The organism is Nocardioides sp. NPDC006273 (assembly GCF_040613495.1).
Lineage (GTDB): Bacteria > Actinomycetota > Actinomycetes > Propionibacteriales > Nocardioidaceae > Nocardioides.
In genome coordinates this window covers 1-20,724 of the sequence record NZ_JBEXSD010000031.1, presented here as the reverse complement: position 1 = coordinate 20,724, position 20,724 = coordinate 1, and the positions used below count along the sequence as shown (strand labels likewise).

Annotated in this window: 21 protein-coding genes; 9 read left to right on the top strand and 12 right to left on the bottom strand. The window is 69.5% G+C overall.

The window, feature by feature from the left end:
- Window positions 1-13: 13 nt before the first annotated feature.
- The 5 genes from ABZZ22_RS14895 to eno form a co-directional block, all read right to left on the bottom strand.
- Window positions 14-700 carry a hypothetical protein gene (locus ABZZ22_RS14895; RefSeq protein ID WP_354932598.1) on the bottom strand — a complete coding sequence of 229 codons (687 nt, stop codon included), beginning with the start codon at window positions 698-700 and terminating at the stop codon, window positions 14-16.
- A 96-nt stretch (window positions 701-796) separates the two neighbouring features.
- Window positions 797-1,735 carry a Ppx/GppA phosphatase family protein gene (locus tag ABZZ22_RS14890; RefSeq protein ID WP_354932597.1) on the bottom strand — a complete coding sequence of 313 codons (939 nt, stop codon included), beginning with the start codon at window positions 1,733-1,735 and terminating at the stop codon, window positions 797-799.
- Window positions 1,732-2,241 carry a DUF501 domain-containing protein gene (locus ABZZ22_RS14885; RefSeq protein ID WP_354932596.1) on the bottom strand — a complete coding sequence of 170 codons (510 nt, stop codon included), beginning with the start codon at window positions 2,239-2,241 and terminating at the stop codon, window positions 1,732-1,734. Before ABZZ22_RS14885 ends, ABZZ22_RS14890 begins: the two co-directional genes overlap by 4 nt.
- Window positions 2,242-2,245: 4 nt before the next feature.
- The gene (locus ABZZ22_RS14880; RefSeq protein WP_354932672.1) at window positions 2,246-2,830 is read right to left on the bottom strand and encodes a septum formation initiator family protein; all 585 of its coding nucleotides are present in this window, start codon (window positions 2,828-2,830) and stop codon (window positions 2,246-2,248) included.
- A gap of 132 nt (window positions 2,831-2,962) precedes the next feature.
- Window positions 2,963-4,240: a phosphopyruvate hydratase gene (eno, locus tag ABZZ22_RS14875; protein ID WP_354932595.1), complete on the bottom strand. Its 1,278-nt coding sequence runs from the start codon at window positions 4,238-4,240 to the stop codon at window positions 2,963-2,965.
- A gap of 222 nt (window positions 4,241-4,462) precedes the next feature.
- Between eno and ABZZ22_RS14870 the strand changes: the two genes are divergently transcribed.
- Together ABZZ22_RS14870 and ABZZ22_RS14865 are read left to right on the top strand one after the other, a co-directional pair.
- On the top strand, window positions 4,463-6,808 hold the full coding sequence (locus tag ABZZ22_RS14870) for an esterase-like activity of phytase family protein (RefSeq protein ID WP_354932594.1): 2,346 nt from the start codon (window positions 4,463-4,465) through the stop codon (window positions 6,806-6,808).
- Window positions 6,809-6,920: 112 nt separating this feature from the next.
- Window positions 6,921-8,390 carry an MFS transporter gene (locus ABZZ22_RS14865; protein WP_354932592.1) on the top strand — a complete coding sequence of 490 codons (1,470 nt, stop codon included), beginning with the start codon at window positions 6,921-6,923 and terminating at the stop codon, window positions 8,388-8,390.
- 33 nt (window positions 8,391-8,423) lie between these two features.
- On the opposite strand, the gene ABZZ22_RS14860 is transcribed toward ABZZ22_RS14865, so the two are convergent.
- Both ABZZ22_RS14860 and ABZZ22_RS14855 read right to left on the bottom strand, forming a co-directional pair.
- On the bottom strand, window positions 8,424-8,852 hold the full coding sequence (locus tag ABZZ22_RS14860; protein ID WP_354932590.1) for a MazG nucleotide pyrophosphohydrolase domain-containing protein: 429 nt from the start codon (window positions 8,850-8,852) through the stop codon (window positions 8,424-8,426).
- A complete protein-coding gene (locus ABZZ22_RS14855; RefSeq protein ID WP_354932588.1) occupies window positions 8,849-9,430 on the bottom strand; it encodes an NUDIX hydrolase family protein in 582 nt (193 codons plus the stop codon). Before ABZZ22_RS14855 ends, ABZZ22_RS14860 begins: the two co-directional genes overlap by 4 nt.
- 106 nt (window positions 9,431-9,536) lie before the next feature.
- Here ABZZ22_RS14855 and ABZZ22_RS14850 point away from each other — a divergent pair, with 106 nt between their 5' ends.
- A complete protein-coding gene (locus tag ABZZ22_RS14850; protein ID WP_354932586.1) occupies window positions 9,537-9,782 on the top strand; it encodes a hypothetical protein in 246 nt (81 codons plus the stop codon).
- Here ABZZ22_RS14850 and ABZZ22_RS14845 read toward each other — a convergent pair.
- A complete protein-coding gene (locus ABZZ22_RS14845) occupies window positions 9,744-10,274 on the bottom strand; it encodes a GNAT family protein (RefSeq protein ID WP_354932584.1) in 531 nt (176 codons plus the stop codon). The genes ABZZ22_RS14850 and ABZZ22_RS14845 overlap by 39 nt on opposite strands.
- A 220-nt stretch (window positions 10,275-10,494) precedes the next feature.
- On the opposite strand from ABZZ22_RS14845, the gene ABZZ22_RS14840 reads away from it, so the two are divergent.
- Both ABZZ22_RS14840 and ABZZ22_RS14835 read left to right on the top strand, forming a co-directional pair.
- Window positions 10,495-10,947: a hypothetical protein gene (locus tag ABZZ22_RS14840; RefSeq protein WP_354932582.1), complete on the top strand. Its 453-nt coding sequence runs from the start codon at window positions 10,495-10,497 to the stop codon at window positions 10,945-10,947.
- A gap of 436 nt (window positions 10,948-11,383) precedes the next feature.
- A complete protein-coding gene (locus ABZZ22_RS14835; protein WP_354932580.1) occupies window positions 11,384-11,914 on the top strand; it encodes a hypothetical protein in 531 nt (176 codons plus the stop codon).
- Window positions 11,915-11,952: 38 nt separating this feature from the next.
- On the opposite strand, the gene ABZZ22_RS14830 is transcribed toward ABZZ22_RS14835, so the two are convergent.
- Complete coding sequence (locus ABZZ22_RS14830; protein ID WP_354932578.1) at window positions 11,953-12,321, bottom strand: hypothetical protein; 369 nt, start codon at window positions 12,319-12,321, stop codon at window positions 11,953-11,955.
- 63 nt (window positions 12,322-12,384) lie between these two features.
- On the opposite strand from ABZZ22_RS14830, the gene ABZZ22_RS14825 reads away from it, so the two are divergent.
- Entirely contained in the window at window positions 12,385-13,008 is a 624-nt protein-coding gene (locus ABZZ22_RS14825; RefSeq protein WP_354932576.1) for a DJ-1/PfpI family protein, read from the top strand.
- A 29-nt stretch (window positions 13,009-13,037) separates the two neighbouring features.
- Here the strand turns inward: ABZZ22_RS14825 and mfd are convergent, their stop codons facing one another.
- On the bottom strand, window positions 13,038-16,553 hold the full coding sequence (gene mfd, locus ABZZ22_RS14820; RefSeq protein ID WP_354932670.1) for a transcription-repair coupling factor: 3,516 nt from the start codon (window positions 16,551-16,553) through the stop codon (window positions 13,038-13,040).
- Window positions 16,554-16,777: 224 nt separating this feature from the next.
- On the opposite strand from mfd, the gene ABZZ22_RS14815 reads away from it, so the two are divergent.
- Window positions 16,778-17,788 carry an aldo/keto reductase gene (locus ABZZ22_RS14815; RefSeq protein ID WP_354932574.1) on the top strand — a complete coding sequence of 337 codons (1,011 nt, stop codon included), beginning with the start codon at window positions 16,778-16,780 and terminating at the stop codon, window positions 17,786-17,788.
- On the opposite strand, the gene ABZZ22_RS14810 is transcribed toward ABZZ22_RS14815, so the two are convergent.
- On the bottom strand, window positions 17,745-18,194 hold the full coding sequence (locus ABZZ22_RS14810) for a MerR family transcriptional regulator (protein WP_354932572.1): 450 nt from the start codon (window positions 18,192-18,194) through the stop codon (window positions 17,745-17,747). The genes ABZZ22_RS14815 and ABZZ22_RS14810 overlap by 44 nt on opposite strands.
- A gap of 53 nt (window positions 18,195-18,247) precedes the next feature.
- Window positions 18,248-19,003, bottom strand: a complete 756-nt coding sequence (locus ABZZ22_RS14805; RefSeq protein WP_354932570.1) for an SDR family oxidoreductase — start codon at window positions 19,001-19,003, stop codon at window positions 18,248-18,250.
- Between the two features lie 67 nt (window positions 19,004-19,070).
- Here ABZZ22_RS14805 and ABZZ22_RS14800 point away from each other — a divergent pair, with 67 nt between their 5' ends.
- Together ABZZ22_RS14800 and ABZZ22_RS14795 are read left to right on the top strand one after the other, a co-directional pair.
- Window positions 19,071-19,658, top strand: a complete 588-nt coding sequence (locus ABZZ22_RS14800; RefSeq protein WP_354932568.1) for a TetR/AcrR family transcriptional regulator — start codon at window positions 19,071-19,073, stop codon at window positions 19,656-19,658.
- A gap of 13 nt (window positions 19,659-19,671) precedes the next feature.
- Complete coding sequence (locus tag ABZZ22_RS14795) at window positions 19,672-20,538, top strand: M15 family metallopeptidase (protein WP_354932566.1); 867 nt, start codon at window positions 19,672-19,674, stop codon at window positions 20,536-20,538.
- Window positions 20,539-20,724: the final 186 nt, after the last annotated feature.

Genomic DNA, 20,724 nt, shown 5'->3' with positions numbered 1-20,724 from the left:
TTCGACGGCTGGATCAGCCGCGGAACCACTTGTCCTTCTCCTCCTCGGAGGGCTCGACAGGCTCGGGAGCGAACTCGGGTGCGGTCTCCGAGGTGGGCTTGACGGCGGTGTCGCCGCCGCCCAGGTCGTCGTAGGAGGTCTTGTCCGAGTCGGAGTCGGAGCCGGCCGGCGGGGGCGGCACCTCGGTGGCGTAGGGGTCGGCGGGCGCGATCGGGTCGGTGAGCGGGTCACCGGTGACCCCAGCCTGCGGGGCGGACGGCGCCGGCGGAGCCGGCGGGTAGCCGCCGTACTCGCTGGTCGAGGAGGAGTCCGTGGCCGACTCGGGCGCGGGCGGAGCCTCCGCGACAGAGGCGCCTGCGGCAGGCGTAGCGGTGGACTCGGAGGCCGACTCGGTGTGGTGCAGCTTCTCGGAGGCGACGTCAGCCGCGGCCGCGACCTTCTCCCGGGCCTGCTCCGCGTACGGACCGGCCTTCTCCTTCACCGTGGCGGCATAGGGACTCGCCTTGGCCATGGCGGCCTCGGCATAGGGAGCAGCCTTCTCCTTGAGGGGCGCCGCCTTCTCCGAGGCGGTCGCGAGGGCCGACTGGACGCGCGGGTCATGGCTGACCTTGTTCGCGCCGGCCTTCAGCTGCTCAGACTTGTTCTTGACCAACACGCCGACACCAGCGGCAGCGATGGCAAACAGGATGAGCTTCTTCACTTCTTGACCTTCCGAGAGACGGTTTGGTTCTGTTTGATGGGTGGTCGGTGAACCCAAACCTAGGCGCCATACACAAGATCAAGTCCCCCGACATGCCTAGTCTCTAACGGACCAGGCTATTCCGTCGAGGATGTCGGACTCGGAGACCAGCAGAGAGCCGGCACGTGAGCGCCTCAGGATCCGGTCGAGGATCAGCCCGCCGGCCGCGATCACGTCGGCTCGCCCCGGGTGCATCCAGGGCAGCGCGAGCCTCTCCTCGACGGTCATCGTGAGCAGCCGCTGGACGAGCCCGTAGACCTCGTCGGGAGTGAACGCCGCGTGGTCGGTGACGGTGCGGTCGTAGACAGCCAGCTCGAGCAGCCCCATGGTCAGCTGGACGGCGGTGCCGCCGACCACGACCACGGAACCGGCGGCCGCCGGGTCGACGGGGCAGCCATCGAGGTGGTCATCGATGTCGCGTACGCAGGCCTCGATCTCCGCCCGCGTGGGCGGGTCGGAGCGCAGATGGCGCTCGTGGAGCCGAACGGAGCCGATGTCCATCGAGTCGCTGCTGGTCGGGGTGGGACCCTCGCCGAGGATCAGCTCGGTCGAGCCGCCACCGATGTCGATCACCAGCAGCGGTGGCGGCGGGGTGCCACGCAGGTTGCGGACGGCGCCGCCGAAGGAGAGCGCCGCCTCCTCCGCCCCGGTGACGACCTCGGGCGTGACTCCCAGGCGAGCGCGTACGCCGTCGGTGAAGACCGCCGCGTTGGCGGCGTCCCGGGTTGCCGAGGTGGCGACGAAGCGCACTCTCTGGACGTCGTGCTCGCGGATCAGCGCGGCGTACTCGTCGATGGCTCCGAAGGCACGCTCCAGAGCTTCGTCCGCGAGCACACCGGTGCGGTCGACACCTTGGCCGAGGCGGACCATGCGGGCCTCGCGCACGTCCTCGGTCAGGCCGTCGGGCGTGACCGTGGCGATCAGGAGCTTGATCGTGTTGGTGCCGCAGTCGATGGCGGCGACCTTGGTCTCGACAGGGTCGACCCGCCGGGTCACTGCTCCTCGTCCTCGAGCTCCAGGTCGACGCACGGGCCGGGCTTCCACCACTCACCGAGCCGCTCGAGCACCTCGTCGCCGAGGGGGTTGACGCCCGGGCCCTGGGCGAGCGACTGGCCCGCGAGGACATGCAGGCACTTGACCCGATTCGGCATCCCACCTGCGGAGATGCCGTGGATCTCGGGCGGGTCTCCGAGCTCGTAGCGAGCCTCGAGATAGGCCTCGTGGGCCTTGGCGTAGGCGGCAGCGAGCTCCTCGTCCGTGGCCAGCCGCGCCTCCATGTCCTTCATCACATGGGTGCCCTCGAGGGTGCCGATCTTCGAGGCCGCACGCGGGCAGGTGAGATAGAAGGTCGTGGGGAACGGCGTGCCGTTGGGCAGCCGTGGCTCGGTGGTCACCACGTCGGGCAACGAGCACGGGCAGCGGTGCCCGACCTCGTGGATCCCCCGTGGCTCGCGTCCCAGCTGTGCCGCGATCGCGGACACGTCCTTGGGATCGATGGCCATGTCTTCAGTCCTTCTTCTGCTTGGGCGGGTCGATCTTCGACTCCGGCCCGTCTCCTGTCTGCTCCGGCGGGTCACCGGCCAGCAGCACGGAACCCCACGCATCGTCCCACCACGCCTTCGGCTGCTCCGCACTGCCCACCGAGTCGGGGTCGGTGAGCTCCGGCTCGGTCTGGATCCGCTCGCCGTTCTCGTCGAGGGCGACGTACGCCGTCTCGCCGGGCATCACATACCCGAACCGCTCCCGAGCCTGCTGCTGGACGTAGGCCGGGTCCTCCCAGCGCCGGGTCTGCTCCTCGAGCCGCTTGATGTGCTCCTTGCGCTCGGCGATCTCGGTCTGGAGGGCGTTGATGTCGTTGCGCTGCTGGATGTAGGCACGCAGCGACGAGGCGTAGGAGATCACCAGCACCGCGACGACCAGGATGATCATCATCGCCCGGCCGGTGAGCCTGGGCCGGCGCAGCCGCTTGCGCAGCGTCTCGAGGCCGCCGATCGATGCCGGCCGGGCCGCGATCGGGGCGCGCGGCCGCCGCCCCGGGCCCTGCGGGGCCCGAGGACCGCGTACGCGCTTGCTCTGTCCCGGTCCCTGCATTGCCACGTCGCTCATCCTCCCATCTGAGACCAGCGAGTCGGCGCATCCTGACCGCAAACCTCGCCGAGTCGGCTCGTCATGACGCGCCGACTCGGCAGGAATCTTGTCAGGATGCGCCGACTCGGCGCTGGATCAGGCCTGGTAGCGCGGGAACGCCGAGGCGCCGGCGTAGCGGGCGGCCTCGCCGAGCTCGTCCTCGATGCGGAGGAGCTGGTTGTACTTCGCGACGCGCTCCGAGCGGGCCGGGGCACCGGTCTTGATCTGGCCGGAGCCGACGGCGACAGCGAGGTCGGCGATGGTGGTGTCCTCGGTCTCGCCGGAGCGGTGGGACATCATCGTCTTGAAGCCGGCGCGGTGGGCCATGTCGACCGCGTCGAGGGTCTCGGTGAGCGTGCCGATCTGGTTGACCTTGACCAGCAGGGCGTTGCCCTGGCCACCCGCGATGCCGCGGGCGAGGCGCTCGACGTTGGTGACGAACAGGTCGTCGCCGACGAGCTGGGTCTTGGAGCCGATGGCGTCGGTGATCGCCTTCCAGCCGTCCCAGTCCTCCTCGTCGAGGGGGTCCTCGATGGAGACAATCGGGTAGGCAGCGACGAGCTCCTCGTAGTAGGAGGTCATCTCCTCGGCGGTCTTCTTGGCGCCCTCGAAGAGGTACGCCCCGTCCTGGTAGAACTCGGAGGCGGCCACGTCGAGCGCGAGGACGACGTCCTTGCCGAGCTCGTAGCCGGCCTTGCCGACCGCCTCGGCGATCAGGTCGAGGGCGGCGCGGTTGGAGTCCAGGTTGGGCGCGAAGCCACCCTCGTCACCGAGGCCGGTGGCCAGGCCCTTCTCCTTCAGCACGGACTTGAGCGCGTGGTAGACCTCGGCACCGACACGCAGCGCCTCGGCGAAGGTCGGTGCGCCGATCGGCGCGATCATGAACTCCTGGATGTCCACGTTGGAGTCCGCGTGGGAGCCACCGTTGAGGATGTTGAGCATCGGGACCGGGAGCACGTGGGCGTTGGGGCCACCGACGTAGCGGAACAGGGAGAGGCCCGCCGAGTCGGCGGCGGCCTTCGCCACGGCGAGCGAGACCCCGAGGATGGCGTTGGCGCCCGCCGTCGCCTTGTTGGGAGTCGCGTCGGCCTCGATCATCGCCTGGTCGATGGCGCGCTGGTCGTCGGCGTCGAAGCCCTCGATCGCGGGCGCGAGCGTCTCCACGACGGCAGTGACGGCGTTCTGCACACCCTTGCCGCCGTAGCGCTCGCCGCCGTCGCGCAGCTCGACGGCCTCGAAGGCGCCCGTGGAGGCGCCGCTGGGAACCTGGGCGCGGGCGAAGGTGCCGTCGTCGAGGACGACCTCGACTTCAACGGTCGGGTTGCCTCGTGAATCGAGGATCTCGCGGGCGCCTACGGCTTCGATCGATGCCACTGAACTACTCCTGGGGTCAGGGACGGGGTGTCGTCCGTCAGCCTATTACCCGGCCGGATGGGCCTGGCGATTGGAACGTTAACCGGTCGGTAGGACCTCTCCTGCCAGCGCCCACCTGGTGTTCACGCCGAGGTCGGCACCTCGTCATCACGTCGATGCCAACAGGTGCGGCGGTGCCCGGATCGTTCCTCCGGCAACAATCCCCCGAGAGGAAAACCTCAGATGCTTCTCCACAAGAACCGCCTCGCACTCGCCGGGGTCGGCGTCCTGGCCATCGGGGGCCTGGGCGTCTCGCTGATGACCGTGCTCGGTGGCACCGCCACCGCCGATCCGGGCAGGCACCGCGAGTTCAGCCGGCTCGCGACCTACCCCGTCTTCCAGAACGTGCCCGCCGGGGTCGACCCGGCCGACGCGACCGTCGCCGAGATCTCGGCGGTCTCCGAGGACGGGATGACGCTGGCCTACACCGATGCGGCCGGCGGCCGGATCGGCTTCCTGGACATCACCGACCCCTCCTCACCGGAGGGGATCGGCAGCCACGACGTCTCCGGCGGCAAGGGCGGTTCGCCCACGTCGGTCTCGATCGTGGGCGACCACGCGCTCGTCGTCGTCGACGAGTCGACCTACCCCGGGCTCGAGGACACCGAGTGGCAGGACGAGGAGCCTGCGATCGGCACCCGCGCCGGACGGATCGACGTGATCTCGCTGGCCGCCCCGCACGAGGAGGTGGCCTCCTACGACCTGGGTGGTCAACCCGACTCGATCGCGGTCAGCCCGGACGGGACGTACGCCGCGATCGCGATGGAGAACCAGCGCAACGAGGCTGTCACCCCGGCCGGTGGCGAGGAGGGCGACCCGCCCCAGGCGCCGGCCGGATCGGTCAAGATCGTGGGTCTCGACGGCGGGCCGGCCGAGTGGCGGATCACCGACGTGGCGCTGCCCGCCTCGCTGCTCGACGGGCTGGAGGCGCCGGAGGATGCCGAGCCGGAGTACGTCGACATCAACGCCGACAACCAGCTCGCGCTGACGCTGCAGGAGAACAACGGCGTCGTGATCATCGACCTCCCGTCCGCGACCGTCGAGACCGTCTGGAGCGCCGGGAACGCGGTCGTGAAGGGTGTGGACACGACCAAGAACGGGCGGTTCGACCCGGTCGACACCATCGACGCGCCACGCGAGCCCGACTCGATCCAGTGGGTCGGCAAGGGCTTGGTCGCCACCGCCAACGAGGGCGACTGGAAGGGCGGCACCCGCGGCTGGACCGTCTTCCGCGCCGCGACCGGAGAGGTGGTCTGGGACGCCGGATCCACCTTCGAGGACATCGCCACGAAGCACGGGTTGCACAACAACGACCGCGCCGCCAAGAAGGGGGCCGAGCCCGAGGGGCTGGCGTTCGAGACCTTCGGTGGAGTGCCGTACGCCTTCGTCGGCTCCGAGCGCAGCAACTTCGTGGCCGTCTATGACATGCGTACGCCCTCTTCGCCGAGGCTGAAGCAGGTGCTGCCGGCGACCAACGGGCCCGAGGGGCTGCTGCCGATCCCGTCGCGGAACCTGCTCGCGATCTCCTCGGAGAAGGACTCTGCCAAGGACCTGGTGCGGGCTTCGGTCTCGCTCTACGGGTTCGGTCGGAGGTCATCGTCCTTCCCGAGCGTCGAGTCGGCCTCCCCGAACGGCAAGCCGATCGGCTGGGGCGCGCTCAGCGCGCTCTCGAAGGTGCCCGGCGAGCCCGGCAAGCTCTACGCCGCCAGCGACTCCGCCTATGCGACGGGCAGGATCTACACCCTGAACGTACGCCGCTCCCCCGCCGTGATCGCAGACGTTCTCGACGTCACCGACGCCTCGGGCAAGGTGGCCGAGGGGCTCGACATCGAGGGGCTGGCCGCCCGTCGCGGCGGTGGCTTCTGGGTCGCCGACGAGGGCGAGAGCGGCACCGGGAACGCCCTGCTCCGTCTCGACCGCGACGGCCGCATCGCCGAGACGGTGCCGCTACCTACGGAGATCGCGGCGAAGGTGGGCAAGTGGGGCCTCGAAGGTGTCACGGTGACCGGAAAGCGTCGCTCGGAGAAGGTGTACGTCGCGCTCCAACGCCCGCTGTGGGCCGACTCGACCGCGAAGAAGCCCGGCGTGGACGGCGCGAGCACAGCCCGGATCGGTCGCTACACCCCCGCCACGGGCGAGTGGGAGTGGTTCGGCTACCGCCTGGAGTCGACCTCGGTGGCAGGCGACTGGCTCGGGCTCTCCGAGATCACGGCCGTCGACGACGACACCCTCGCCGTGGTCGAGCGCGACAAGCAGAACGGAACCACCGCCGCGATCAAGCAGGTCTACACAGTCGAGCTGCCCCGCCGAGGCACCACCGGACTCAGCCCCGTGACCCCGCTGCGCAAGCGCCTGGCGTACGACCTGCTGCCTGCCCTGCAGCGCACCAACGGATGGACCCAGGAGAAGCTCGAGGGCTTCACGATCGGCGCGGACGGTCACGCCTACGCGGTCACCGACAACGACGGCCTCGACGATGCCACCGGGGAGACGCTCTTCCTCGACCTCGGCAAGGCCCCCAAGCGCTGAGAATCATCTCGGCTCCGGCCCGCCACCGTCAGGTGGCGGGCCGGAGCTCGCAGGTGCCACGGCGAGCGAAACGGTTCGTGAAATACAGTTAGCCAAGCTAAACTTTGCGGCGATGTCCGTGCCCCATACCAGCCCCCGCCTCACCTTCGCCATCGTCGCCATCGGCGTCTGCTCCTACTCACTGCTGCAGTCGGTCTCCGTGCCGACGATGCCGCTGATCCAGACCGAGCTGGAGACCGACCAGGCGACCGGGTCCTGGATCCTGACCGCCTTCCTGCTCTCGGCGTCGGTCGCGACCCCGATCATCGGCAGGATGGGCGACTCCTTCGGCAAGCGGCGGATGTACGTGTGGAGCCTGGCCGCTCTCACCGCCGGCGCCCTCCTCGCCGCCGCGGCCCCGAGCATCGAGGTGATGATCGGCGCCCGGGTCCTGCAGGGGCTGGGTGGCGGGACCTTGCCGTTGGCCTTCGCGATCCTGCGTGACGAGCTGCCCAAGGAGCGCGTCGCCGGTGCGATCGCGCTGACCTCGTCCCTGCTCTCGATGGGCTTCGCGGCCGGGATCGTGCTGGCCGGTCCGGTCGCCGAGACCCTCGGCTTCAGGGCTCTGTTCCTGCTGCCCGCGCTGGTCGCGGCCGGTGCCGCGATCTGCGCGCTGCGGATGGTGCCCGAGTCGCCCGTGCTCACCCGTGAGCCGATCCCGCTGCTCCCCGCTCTGTTGCTCGCCGGCTGGCTGGTCGCGCTCCTCCTCGGCGTCAGCCAGGCACCGTCGTGGGGCTGGACCGCGCCCGCCACCATCGGCCTGCTCGGCGCCGCGGTAGTGCTCCTGGCCGCCTGGATCCGCGTCGAGTGGACCGCGCGGCTGCCGCTGGTCGACCTGCGGCTGATGGGCCGTCGCGGCGTATGGACGGCCAACCTGGTCGCCCTGATGATCGGCATCGCGATGTACGCCTCCTTCGGCTTCATCCCGCAGCTGACCCAGACCCCGGCATCGGCCGGATACGGGTTCGGCGCGTCGGTCACCGTCGCCGGCTACCTGATGCTGCCGACGGCCATCACCTCGTTCCTGTGCGGACTCGTCAGCGCTCGGCTCGCAGACCTCATCGGGATGCGCAGCATCCTGGTCATCGGCGGTCTGCTCACCGCGGTCTCGCTGGTCATGGTCGCCTTCGTCCATGACGAGCCGTGGCAGATGTGCGTCGCCGCAGGCCTCTCCGGTCTCGGCACCGGCCTGGTCTTCGCCAACCTCGCCAACGCCGTCGTGGCCGCGGTGCCACCGGAGCACACCGGCGTGGCCACCGGGATGAACGCCAACATCCGCACCGTCGGCGGCACCATCGGCTCCGCGGTGATGACCTCCATCGTCACCGCCGAGACCCTGCCGTCGGGCTACCCGGCGGAGCAGGGCTACATCAACGGCTTCGGCTTCCTCGCCCTCATCGCCCTCGGCGCCGCCCTCGCGGCCATGCTCATCCCCCTCGCTCCGCGAAAGGTCACCCCGGTCGGCCGAGACGTCACGTACGCCGGCCGAGGCGTCGCTCCCGTCGACCGAGAGGGCAGCGAGATGCCCTGTCGGCCGACGTAGGTGACGTCTCGGCCGACCTGGGTGACGTCTCGCCTACTCGGCGGGGTGGGCGCGCTCGGCGGCCTTGGCGGCCTGCCAGAGCTGCTCGACCTCGTCGATGGTGTAGCGACGCCCGGAATCGGCTTCGGGGCCGAAGACGTGCGGGTTGCGGCGCTTCATCTTGGCGGTCAGCCCGGCGATGACGTCGTCCATGGTGAACTCGCCGGCCTCCTCGGCGATGGCGGCGTGGAAGTAGACCTGGAGCAGCAGGTCGCCGAGCTCGTCCTTGAGATGCTCGGGGTCGCCCTCGTCGATGGCCTCGAGCACCTCGTCGGACTCCTCGCGCAGGTACGGCGCCAGCGTCGCGTGCGTCTGCGACGACTTCCACACGCAGCGCTCACGCATCAGCCGCATCAGATCGAGGAACTCGACGAGCCCCTCCCCCGAGGCGTACGTCCCGCCCTCGCCGTCTGCTGGGCTCAATCCAGCGCCCCGAAGGCGCTCAGGCACTGCCGCAGCAGCGCTCCGCGCCCACCTTCCATGTCACCGACGACCGCGTCGGAGGCAGCCTCGGCCGGTGTCATCCAGGACAGCTCCAGGGCGTCCTGGCGCGGCTCGCACTCGCCGGTCACCGGGATCACGTAGACCAGCGAGACCGCGTGCTGGCGCGGGTCCTGGAAGCGCTCGCCGGGCCAGGGGAAGTATTCGGCGACGGTCACCGGCACCGTGGTCAGCGGAAGGGTCGGGAAAGCGACCGGGCCGAGGTCCTTCTCCAGGTTGCGCATCAGCGCGTCGCGGATCCGTTCACCGTGCAGCACCCGGCCCGAGACCAGCGACCGGGTGATCGTCCCGGTCGTGGGTGAGCCGCGCAGCAGCAGTCCGACCTCGGTCACCCGGCCGTCGGGGTCGACCCGCACCGGGACCGCCTCCACGTAGAGGATGGGCACCCGCCCGCGGGTCTCGCCCAGCTCCTCCTCGGAGAGCCACCCGGGCTCGGTGTCCCACTCGTTGCCGAAGGGCTCCTCAGGGAAGGACTGCTCGCCGAAAGCCTCCATCGTCATGCGTCGATCCTGCCAGACACCGGCGTACGTTTCGGAGCGACGTCGCCGCAGAATGGGACGCGTCGGCGGCGCTCGGGCCTGGGAGGCGGTCAGTAGCGTCGTCGTCATGAACCGAGTCCTCCTGATCGGGCTGGCCCCCAAGGCAGTCGACCTCTCCGACGCTCCGATCGACCTCGACACGCTGAAGGAGCGGATCGCGGTCGGCAACGCCCAGGTCCTCGATGCGGGCTACGACGCGCGCTTCTGCGAGATCGACACCGACGTCGCCCGCGCCTCCGAGCAGGCACACGAGGCGCTGCGCAGGGCCGCTGACTCAATCGGATGCGAGCGACCACTCGCCTTCGAGCAGTGAGAAGGAGACGCTGTCGCGCCAGGCGCCATTGGTGTGCACGTGGTCCCGGATCGTGCCCTCGCGCTGGAACCCGAGCGACTCCACCAGCCGCATGCTCGACGTGTTCATCGGTCCGATATTTGCCGTGATCCGGTGCAGGCCGAGGTCCCCGAGCCCGAAGTCGATCGTTCGCGAGACTGCCGCTCGGGCAATGCCTCGGCCCTGCCACTCGGGTCGCAACACATAACCCAGGTCAGCTGCCTTGACCCCCATCAGGCCGAGCCGGACGAAGCCGATGATGACCTCGGGCGATGCTGACTCAGTGATGGCGAGGTAGAACTCGCTGCGTGGAGTGTCGGGCTGTCGCTCCAGGATCCCGTCGAGAAGGGACTGCGTCTCGTCCCGACTCAGAGACTCGAGGCTCAGCCAATAGGTGACCCGGTCATCGCCAACGATGGCATGTAGGTCGTCGGCATCGCCCGCCTCGAAATCGCGCAGAACCAGTGAGCCCACAGTCAACCTGAGGGGCCTTGACGTTGCGCGAGGTGCAGCTGATGTCATCTGGTCGTCCTCCTGCTCACACCATGCCCGAATAATCGGGAAGGCGTCAGCAGATCAAGTCGAAGGGCGGGCACCTCAACGCGCTCGACAGTTCGACTGACCGTGGCGCGAACGAATTTTCGTTCGTCCGCGCAGAGGGTGTTGCCGCGTGCCGACCTGTCATGCTGGCGACGTGGAGGATCGGCTGATCACGGAGCTTTGCCTGCCGTCGCCGCTTGTCGAGATCGACGACGAACGATCCGCGGCTGCGGGCGTGCAGGTTCTGCTGAAGCGTGATGATCTGATCCATCCGGAGATTCCCGGGAACAAGTGGCGGAAGCTGAAGTACAACATCGCGACTGCTCGGGAGCAGGGGTCCGAGACCCTGCTGACGTTCGGTGGGGCGTACTCGAACCACATCCGGGCGACCGCTGCTGTGGGCTCCTACTTCGGGTTCAGCACGATCGGGGTGATCCGCGGCGAGGAGCATCTACCGTTGAACGCCTCGCTCCAGTACGCGGTTTCGCGAGGCATGCAGCTGACGTATCTCGATCGCGCGACGTATCGGGCGAAGATGTCGGATGCGGTGATGGAGGCAGCTCAGCCATCCGGGCAAGAACGTCGAGAGACGGTGCGTAACCGGTAGACCCAGGCCATTGCTCCCAGTAAGAGAAGTTCTTGAAAGTCTTCGGGTCATCGGGCCAGCGTCGGTTCCACTGAGCCGCAGCGTCGCGCTGGCTCCAATCGCGAGCAAGGCGGAATGCAGCCCGTGGATTCACGCCGTACCTGTCGGCGAAGGCATCGGCGACCTCGACCCAGGTCGATCCCTGTTCGCGTAGCGCAGCTGACCACTCTCGTCGTTCCCGGCGTTGACTGGTCGGCTTCGAAGGACGCCCGCTGGCGTCGATACTCATACACCCATCGTGTCACAACCTCCCCGTCACACGGGGAGGTCTTGGGCGGATGTTCACTGCTTGTCCCGGTGGTTCAGACACACCTCGGACGGCAGATTGGGAACACGGCCGGGGCGGCGGGAGCCCCGAGTGTGCACCGGGTGGGTGCGACTCTCACGCCCCGCCGCCTTGGCCGATCCAAGTGGTGGTTGTGATCGGAGGATCAGGACGTGGACGAGACCAAGCAGGCCCCGCAGGCGATCGACCCGGGGGCCACCCGAGACCCACGAGACCGCGCTCTACCTGCTCACTCTCGTCGACATCCGCACCCTGGTCGAGGCGCCTTACAACGAGGGTTTTCTCTACGGGCAGGCCGATGTGGCCAACAGCGAGGTCTACGCCGAGTTCCGCGACGCACGCCAAGAGCTCGTCGACGCCTACGGCCGGCTCGGCATGCAGGTTGCGTCGCCCAACGTCGCCTCCGACTTCGACGCCAGGGAGCTCGGCGAGATGTTGATGCACTCGGTCGAGGTTGTCACGGTCATCCGCAACGCCGGGCTGACGATGACCCCCGAGCGCGCGAACCGCATCGCCGCGGCGGCCCTGAGGACGTGCGACGTTCCCAACGAGACCATCGCCACCGCAGCCTCAGCGGCATCCGTACTCCTTGCTGAGTTTCGCCACGAAACCACCACCGCCCTGGCGGAGATGATCCTCTAGACCTCGCGGGCTCGTCGCCTCACCCCTGCGACGAGCACCTATGCGTACGGATCGTCGTGCACAACCCGTCGAAGGGTTCGCAAGGTCGTTGCGAGAGTGACCAGATCGGTGGAGCCAAGCGCTACCCGGATGGCTTGCGGGGTCTGTGGCGCGGTGCTGAAGGGTTCGGCCGTTGCTACCGCGATCTGCTGCCTGGATAGCGTGCCGGCGATGCGGTCGGCTCGCGCGCCTTCCGGTAGCGGCAGCCAGGCGAAGTACGACGAAGGATGGCCGATGACGCGCAGGTCGGCCAGCTCCCGCCGGGCGAGGGCTTGACGGGCACGAGCGTCGTCGCGCTTGCCGTCTTCGAGGCGAGCGACGGTGCCGTCTTCGATCCAGCTGCCACCCGCGGATTGTATGCATGACAATTCTTTGACTGTGCCAATCGTCGGTCCCTAGCGTTGCTCGCACCGCTTCGAAAGGACCCCATCGTGCACATCGCCATCCTCACCTTCGAGGGCTACAACGAGCTCGACTCCCTCATCGCCCTTGGCGTCCTCAACCGGATCAAAGGCGACGACTGGCGCGTCACCATAGCCACGCCGAGCCCGAAGGTGACGTCGATGAACGGTGTTGTGATCGAGCAGATGTCGACGCTGGAAGAGGCCTGCGAGGCTGACGCAGTCATAGTCGGCAGCGGTGTCGCTACCCGCGAGGTCGTCGAGGATCCCGCGATCATGGACGTGCTGCGACGCCTCGACCCGTCGCGCCAGCTCATCGCCGCCCAGTGCTCAGGCGCGCTCGTCCTGGCCAGACTCGGACTGCTCGAGGACGTCCCGGCCTGCACCGATCTCATCACCAAGCCGTGGGTCGTCGCCGCCGGTGTCGAGGTCCTCAACCAGCCCTTCTACGCCAAGGACAACGTCGCGACCGCGGGCGGCTGCCTCGCCTCGCACTACCTCGCGGCCTGGATCATCAGCCGCCTCAAGGGCCAAGAGGCCGCCGAAGGCGCTCTCCACTACGTGGCCCCGGTCGGGGAGAAGGAGGAGTACATCGAGCGCGCCTTGCGCAACATCACCCCCTACCTCCCCGCCGCCGTCCCAGCGCTCGCCTGACCCGCGACGCGAGACCCCAACACCTGGGCTCAGGTGAGCGGGTCGATGATCGCGTCGATGACGACTCTGGCCCAGTCCAGGAGATCCGGGCCGTCGAGGGGCTTGGCCGGGAAGCCGGAGGAGACCGGGCGCGGGACCATGATGGTGTCCAGCTGCGGCTTGACCAGGGACTTCGGGTACATCCGGTTGAGCCGGACGACGCGGGAGTCGGGCAGCGAGACGGGGTGGAAGCGTACGTTCTTGCCGGCCAGGGTGACCTCGGTGACGCCGGCCTGGCGGGCGCGGGCGCGGAAGCGGGCGACCTGCAGGAGCGAGGAGACCTCGGCCGGCGGCTTGCCGTAGCGGTCGAGGAGCTCGGCGGCGACAGACTCGACGTCCTCGTCGGAGCGGACCTCGGCCAGGCGCTTGTAGATCTCGAGCCGCAGCCGCTCCGAGGGGATGTAGTCGTGGGGCAGGTGGGCGTCGACGGGGAGCTCGATGCGTACCTCGTTGAACTCCTCGGCAGCCCCGTCCGGGCCGGCCTTGAACTCGGCGACGGCCTCGCCCACCAGTCGTACGTAGAGGTCGAAGCCGACATCGGCGATGTGGCCGGACTGCTCGCCACCGAGCAGGTTGCCGGCGCCGCGGATCTCGAGGTCCTTCATCGCTATCGCCATGCCGCCGCCGAGGTCGGAGTGTTGCGCCAGGGTCGCGAGGCGCTCGTGGGCGGTCTCGGTGAGCGGCTTCTCGCCGGGGTAGAGGAAGTAGGCGTAGGCGCGCTCGCGGGAGCGGCCGACGCGGCCGCGCAGCTGGTGGAGCTGGGAGAGGCCGAGGGTGTCGGCGCGCTCGATGATCATGGTGTTGGCGTTGGAGACGTCGAGGCCCGACTCGACCAGCGTGGTGCACACCAGCACGTCGAACTCCTTCTCCCAGAAGTCGACCATCACCTGCTCGAGCTGCTTCTCGTTCATCTGACCGTGGGCGACGGCGACCCGCGCCTCGGGGACGAGCTCGCGGATCCGCGCGGCCGCCTTCTCGATCGAGTTGACCCGGTTGTGGATGTAGAAGACCTGGCCCTCGCGAAGCAGCTCACGCCGCACCGAGGCCACGATCTGGCGGTCCTCGTAGGCACCGACGTACGTCAGGACCGGGTGTCGCTCCTCGGGCGGTGTGGTGATCGTGGACATCTCCCGGATGCCGGTGATCGACATCTCGAGCGTCCGCGGGATCGGGGTCGCGGACATGGACAGGAAGTCGACGGAGGTGCGCAGGCGCTTCATCGCCTCCTTGTGCTCGACGCCGAAGCGCTGCTCCTCGTCGACGACGATCATGCCGAGGTCCTTGAACCGGATGTCCTTGTTGAACAGGCGGTGGGTGCCGACGACGATGTCGATGGTGCCGTCGGCGAGGCCGGCCATGACCTCGGTGGCCTCCTTGTCGGTCTGGAACCGGGACAGGCCGCGCACGTTGACCGGGAAGCCGGACATCCGCTCCATGAAGGTCGACAGGTGCTGGGAGACCAGCAGTGTCGTCGGCACCAGCACCGCGACCTGCTTGCCGTCCTGGACTGCCTTGAACGCCGCGCGCACCGCGATCTCGGTCTTGCCGTAGCCGACGTCGCCGCAGACCAGCCGGTCCATCGGCACCGGCCGCATCATGTCCTGCTTGACCTCGTCGATGACCGCGAGCTGGTCGGCGGTCTCCTGGAACGGGAACGCGTCCTCGAGCTCGCGCTGCCAGGGGTTGTCGGGGCCGAACTGGAAGCCCTTGGTCGCCTGGCGGGCGGCGTAGAGCTTGATCAGCTCGGCGGCGATCTCGCGGACCGCCTTGCGGGCGCGGGCCTTCCGCTTCTGCCAGTCGGCGCCACCGAGCCGGTCGAGGCTGGGCTGCTCGCCGCCGACGTACCTGGTGACCTGGTCGAGGGCGTCGGCGGGGACGTAGAGCCGGTCGGCCGGCGCGCCACGCTTGGAGGCTCCGTACTCCAGGACGAGGTATTCGCGGGTCGCGCCCTGCACCTCGCGCTGCTTCATCTCGATGAACTGCCCGACCCCGTGCTGCTCGTGGACGACATAGTCGCCGGGCTTCAGCTCGAGCGGGTCGATCTGCTTCTTGCGCCGGGTCGGCATCTTGACCATGTCGCGCGTCGACGACTTCTGGCCGGAGATGTCCTCGCCGGTGAGCACGACCAGCTGGTTGGCCTCGTCGAGGAAGCCGTGGTTGAGCCGGGCGTGGACGACGGTGACCGTCTTGTGGACCGGCTTGGCGGTCTCTTCGTCACCCTCTGCCAGGCGGGCCGGGACGTCTCGCTCCCCCAGGGCTTCGACGGTACGCTGCGCCGTGCCGTGCGCGGGCTGGACGACGACCACCCGGTAGCTGTCGTCGCGCCAGCGCTCGATGTCGGCCAGGGCCGCGGCGGTGTCGCCGCGGTAGGCCTTCGCGGGCTGCCAGTCGATCTTGCGGGCCGGGACCCCGACCACATCCGGGTCGGCAAGATCGGAGTCGGCGTCATCCAGGCCGAACGGGCTGACCGACCACCACGGCTTGCCCTGAGAGATGGCGTGGGCGCGCACGTCGGCCAAGTCCTTGTAGGAAGCCGCCGAGAGGTCGATCGGGGCGACTCCCCCGCTGGCCGCGGCGGCCCAGGAGGCGCCGAGGAACTCGTCGGCGGTGGCGACCAGGTCGTGGGCACGGCTGCGGATCCGCTCGGGGTCGAGCAGGAGGACGTGGCTGTTCTCCGGGATCAGGTCGAGGAGCAGCTCCATGTCGTCGACGAGCGCGGGCGCGAGCGACTCCATGCCGTCTACCGCGATCCCGGCGGCGATCTTGTCGGTGAGCTCGACCAGGGTGGGGTGGGCCTCGCCGAGCGCCTTGGCTCGCGCCCTCACCTCCGGGGTGAGCAGGAGCTCGCGGCAGGGAGGCGCCCACAGCCGCTCGGTCTCGCCGCCGTGCTCGGGCGGGATCGCCCGCTGGTCGGCGACCGCGAAGTGGCGAAGCGAGTCGATCTCGTCGCCCCAGAACTCCACCCGGACCGGGTGCTCCTCGGTGGGCGGGAAGACGTCGACGATGCCGCCTCGGACGGCGAACTCGCCGCGCTTCTCGACCAGGTCGACGCGCGAGTAGGCCGCGTCGGCAAGCTTCTGGACGACGTCGTCGAGGGCCGCTTCCTGGCCCTTGATCAGCTCCACGGGCTCCAGGTCGCCGAGACCCTTGACCTGCGGCTGGAGCACGCTGCGGACCGGGGCGACGACGACCTTCAGCGGACCGTGGGCGCCGTCGGCGTCGGGGTGGCGGAGACGGCGGAGCACCGCCAGGCGACGCCCGACGGTGTCGCTGCGCGGGGAGAGTCGCTCGTGGGGAAGCGTCTCCCAGCTCGGGTAGAGGGCCACCGAGTCGGGCGGGAGCAGGTCGGTCAGGTCGTTGACCAGGTCCTCGGCCTCGCGAGAGGTCGCGGTCACCGCGAGGACGGTGCGCTCCTGGCGTACGAGACCGGTGACCACGAACGGACGCAGCGCCTCCGGTCCGGTGACGTCGAGCGCCAGCATCCGGCCGCCCTTGGCCTCCGCCATCACCTCGCTCAGGGCGGCATCGCGCAGGACGAGATCGGCGAGCGGGGCGAGGATCACGGGTGACTCCAAAGGGATGCGGCATGCACGAGAGCCCCCGATCAGGAAGACAGGGGGTGCTGACACCAGTCTAGGAGACATGCGTATCCGGTGGTCGAGCCTGTCGAGACCCCCGCGACCTCAAACCCGTTGACTTCGAGCGCGCACGAAGCCGGAGCGTGGATCGCATGAGATACACGACCATCGGAACGGGCGCCGGAGCACGGCGCGTCAGCAAGCTCGCCCTCGGCGCGATGCGCTTCGGCACGGACACGGACGTCGAGACGTCCTACGCGATCCTCGACCGCTTCGTCGAGGCCGGCGGCACCTTCGTCGACACCTCCAACAACTACGCCTACTGGGCCGGCGGCACCCAGGGCGGTGAGAGCGAGACGCTGCTCGGCAAGTGGCGGCGCGACCGTGGGATCGGGGAGGAGATCGTCATCGCCACCAAGGTCGGCGCACGTCCCACGGACACCGTCGGGCGCGTCGAGAACGGCTGGGCGACCCAGCGCAACCGGAGCTGGGAAGGGCTGGCGCCGGAGAACGTACGCGAGCAGGCCGACCGTTCCCGCGAACGCCTCGGCGTCGAGCGGCTCGACCTCTACTACGCGCACGTGCCGGACATGAACGGCGTGCCGCTGGAGGAGTACGCCGCGAGCTTCGCCGCTCTGGTGAAGGACGGTGTCATCGGCCAGTTCGGGTTGAGCAACCACTGGTCCTGGCAGGTCGAGCGGGCGCGGACGGTCAACCCGGAGGAGGCGCGGCCGAGCGTGCTGCAGTACCACCACACCTATCTGCGGATGCGCACCGACATCCCCGACCCGCGGCTCTCGGTCGACGGCGAGATCGGCGTCGCCGACTCTTCGCTGCTCGCCTACCTGCGGGCGACGCCGGGGCTGACGCTGGTGGCCTATACACCGCTGCTCAGCGGGGCCTACACGAACCCTTCGAAGCCGCTCGATCGGGCCTATGACCACCCGGGGACGACGGCGCGGCTCGCGGTGCTCGACGAGGTCGCGGCGGAGACCGGCGCGACCCGCAACCAGGTCGTGCTGGCCTGGATGCTCGGCGACGCCCTCCCAGTGATCCCGCTGGTCGGGGCCTCATCGGTGGCCCAGCTCGACGAGAGTCTGGCGGCGGTCGACCTGGAGCTCAGCGAGGAGCAGCGGCGTCGGCTCGACGCTGCTGGGCGATGAGCTCCGCATCCGGATCCGTCTCGCCGACGGCCGCGGCGTAGTAGGCGACCTTGAACTCGATCGCGTCGAGATGGGCGGCCGTCTCCTCCAGCTGCGCGCGCACCCGGTCGCGGTGTGCGCGCAGCAGGGCGAGGCGCTCCTCCTCGTTGCCGGCGCCGTCACGGACCATCTCGGCGTAGCGGCGGATCTCCCGGATCGGCATCCCGGTCGAGCGCAGCCTGGTGATCAACGTGATCCAGCCGAGATCGCCCTCGGTGTAGGCGCGGTGGCCCGAGCCGTTGCGGCCGACCCCGAGCATCAACCCGTCGCGCTCGTAGTAGCGCAGCGTGTGTGCGGTCAGGCCGGTCCGCTCAGCCACCTCGGCGATGCTGAGGCCGTTGCTGTGCGTCTGCGGCTGCGTCGTCATGGACTCCAGTGTCCTGGTTCGAGTGCACTCGAAGTCAAGTGAGATCAGGCGGCTCAAAGGGCCGAGCCGCCAGTCACGTCGAGCGTCTCGCCGGTGACCCATCGCGCCCGGGGCGAGGCGAGGAAGCCGACCGCGTCGGCGACCTCCTCCGCCGTGCCGATCCGGCCGAAGACCGACAGCGCGTCGGCCTGCGCCCTGGGCTCGGGCAGGCTGAGCCAGTCGGCATTCATGTCGGTGTCGATCACGCCAGGGAGAACGGCGTTGACCGTCGCCCCACGCGCGGCGAGCGGCGCGGCCAGCGCGCGGGTGAGGTTGTTGATGCCGGCCTTGGCCGCGGCGTACGCCAGATGGGTCGGCGCCGCCACCCGGGTGTAGCCGGTCGACACGTTGATCACCCGGCTGCCCTCGCGAAGATGCGGGGCGACCGCCTGAGTCAGGAACATCGGCGCGATCAGGTTGACCTCGAGCACCCGGCGCGCGGTCACCGGGTCGAGCTCGTGGAGCTCCTGGTTGCCACTGATGCCCGCGTTGTTGACCAGGACATCGAGGCCGCCATCCGCATCGAGCGCCGCTGCGGTCCACGCCTCCGCGATCTCGCCAGCCGCCTTCGCGCCGTCCTCACCGAGGTCCACGCTGATCAGGACCGCCTGAGCCCCGGCCGACTCGACGAGCCGCGCTGTCTCCTCGGCGGCGGCGCGGTTCGAGCCGTAGTGGACGCCGATCAGGCCGAACCCGTCGGCGGCCAGGCGTACGGCGATGGCGCGGCCGATCCCGCGCGAGGCTCCGGTGACGAGTGCGTTGCGGTTCATCTCGATCTCAATTCTGTAGTGGTCGCTAAATAATGGCTTGGGGGTTAATGTAGGGATCACTATGGAAATGCGCAAGCCCTCCCGCGGACGACCGCGCTCCTTCGACGAGGACGCGGTGCTCGACGCCGTGATGCGGGCGTTCTGGGAGCACGGGTACGAAGGCACGAGCGTCGCGACGCTCGAGGCCGCGACCGGACTGAAGGCCCCCAGCCTCTACGGGGCGTTCGGCTCCAAGGAGCTGCTCTACCAGACCGCCCTGGAGCGCTACGCGTGCGAGCACGGCACCGTGCTGCGTCCCGATGGGCCGGCTCGCGAGGCCGTCTCGGAGTTCCTGAACGAGGCGGCCGACCGGTTCAGCGAGAGCGGGCTGCCGCCGGGCTGCATGGTCTCGACGGCCGCCCTGGCGTTGGGCGCCACCCAGCGGGGCGTCGCCACCCGCCCGGCGAGGATGCGCTCGGAGACGCTCGCCGGCATCGAGCAGCGGCTGCGGACGGCGGTCACCGAGGGCGAGCTGCCGACCGGGACCGACGTCGGCGCCCTGGCGCGGCTCTTCGGCGCCGTGGTCCAGGGCATGTCGGTGCAGGCGATCGACGGCGCCACGCGGCAGGAGCTGCGCGGGCTCGCCGCGGTCGCGATGGCTGCGTGGCCGCAATGACATGGGCGGATCGGTGAGAGCCAGGACGTACGCCGGCGCGGCGGCTCTCCTGCTCGCGCTCAGCGCCTGCGGCGAGGCTTCTGAGGCCGGCCCGTCGCCGACGACGAGTGCTCCCTCGACCTCCGTGGAGCCGTCACCCAGCGGCGTACCTTCCTCCTCCAGCGCCCCTGAGCCCGGGACGGTGCCGCCGCCGTGGCTCGGCACCCGGGTGCTGCCGGAGGACGCCGCCGGCTACGGGATCGCCGGGGGGACCCCGAAGGAGCTGCGCAACCGGACCTGGACGCTGCCGGACGTGGTCCCGATGCTGCCCGGCGAGGGCTTCGCCGCCGAGGTCGACGTCGCTCCCGACGACGTGATCGAGCGCTCGACCTGGGAGCCGGGCTGCCCGGTCTCGAGGCAGGAGCTGGCCTGGGTGCGGATGAGGTTCTGGGGCTTCGACGGTGCCCGCCACACCGGCGAGATGCTGATCAACGCCCGGGTGGCCGAAGACGTGGTGGGAGTCTTTCGGCGGCTCTACGAGGCGAGATTCCCGATCGAGCAGATGGACATCACCACGAAAGCCGCCCTGGACGCGCCGCCGACCGGCGACGGCAACGGCACCGGCGGCTTCGTCTGCCGACCCTCGGTGGGGCAGACCTCGTTCTCGCAGCACGCCTACGGCCTGGCGATCGATCTGAACCCGTTCCAGAACCCGTACGTCAAGGGCGACCGCGTCATCCCCGAGCTCGCCCGCTGGTACCTGGACCGGCCCCGGGAGGCGCCCGGCATGATCCACCCGGACGATGTGGTGGTCCGGGCATTCGCCGAGATCGGCTGGGAGTGGGGCGGCGACTGGAGCTCGCTGAAGGACTACCAGCACTTCAGCGAGAACGGCCGCTGACCGCCGAGTCGGCTCGTCCTGACCGAAACCCTCGCCGAGTCGGCTCGTCCTGACCGAAACCCTCGCCGAGTCGGCTCGTCCTGACCGAAACCCTCGCCGAGTCGGCTCGTCCTGACCGAGTTCCGCCGAGTCGGCTCGTGGTTAATCGCCGACGAGGGGGAGCGGCGGGTGAGTTTTTTGCGGGTA

Coding starts and splice junctions, on each gene's coding strand:
- mfd (WP_354932670.1), bottom strand. CDS start 16,553: ATGGCGGAGGCCAAGGGCGGCCGGATGCTGGCGCTCGACGTCACCGGA.
- ABZZ22_RS14815 (WP_354932574.1), top strand. CDS start 16,778: ATGAGATACACGACCATCGGAACGGGCGCCGGAGCACGGCGCGTCAGC.
- ABZZ22_RS14800 (WP_354932568.1), top strand. CDS start 19,071: ATGCGCAAGCCCTCCCGCGGACGACCGCGCTCCTTCGACGAGGACGCG.
- ABZZ22_RS14810 (WP_354932572.1), bottom strand. CDS start 18,194: ATGACGACGCAGCCGCAGACGCACAGCAACGGCCTCAGCATCGCCGAG.
- ABZZ22_RS14870 (WP_354932594.1), top strand. CDS start 4,463: ATGCTTCTCCACAAGAACCGCCTCGCACTCGCCGGGGTCGGCGTCCTG.
- ABZZ22_RS14880 (WP_354932672.1), bottom strand. CDS start 2,830: ATGCAGGGACCGGGACAGAGCAAGCGCGTACGCGGTCCTCGGGCCCCG.
- ABZZ22_RS14850 (WP_354932586.1), top strand. CDS start 9,537: ATGAACCGAGTCCTCCTGATCGGGCTGGCCCCCAAGGCAGTCGACCTC.
- ABZZ22_RS14865 (WP_354932592.1), top strand. CDS start 6,921: ATGTCCGTGCCCCATACCAGCCCCCGCCTCACCTTCGCCATCGTCGCC.
- ABZZ22_RS14855 (WP_354932588.1), bottom strand. CDS start 9,430: ATGACGATGGAGGCTTTCGGCGAGCAGTCCTTCCCTGAGGAGCCCTTC.
- ABZZ22_RS14885 (WP_354932596.1), bottom strand. CDS start 2,241: ATGGCCATCGATCCCAAGGACGTGTCCGCGATCGCGGCACAGCTGGGA.
- ABZZ22_RS14805 (WP_354932570.1), bottom strand. CDS start 19,003: ATGAACCGCAACGCACTCGTCACCGGAGCCTCGCGCGGGATCGGCCGC.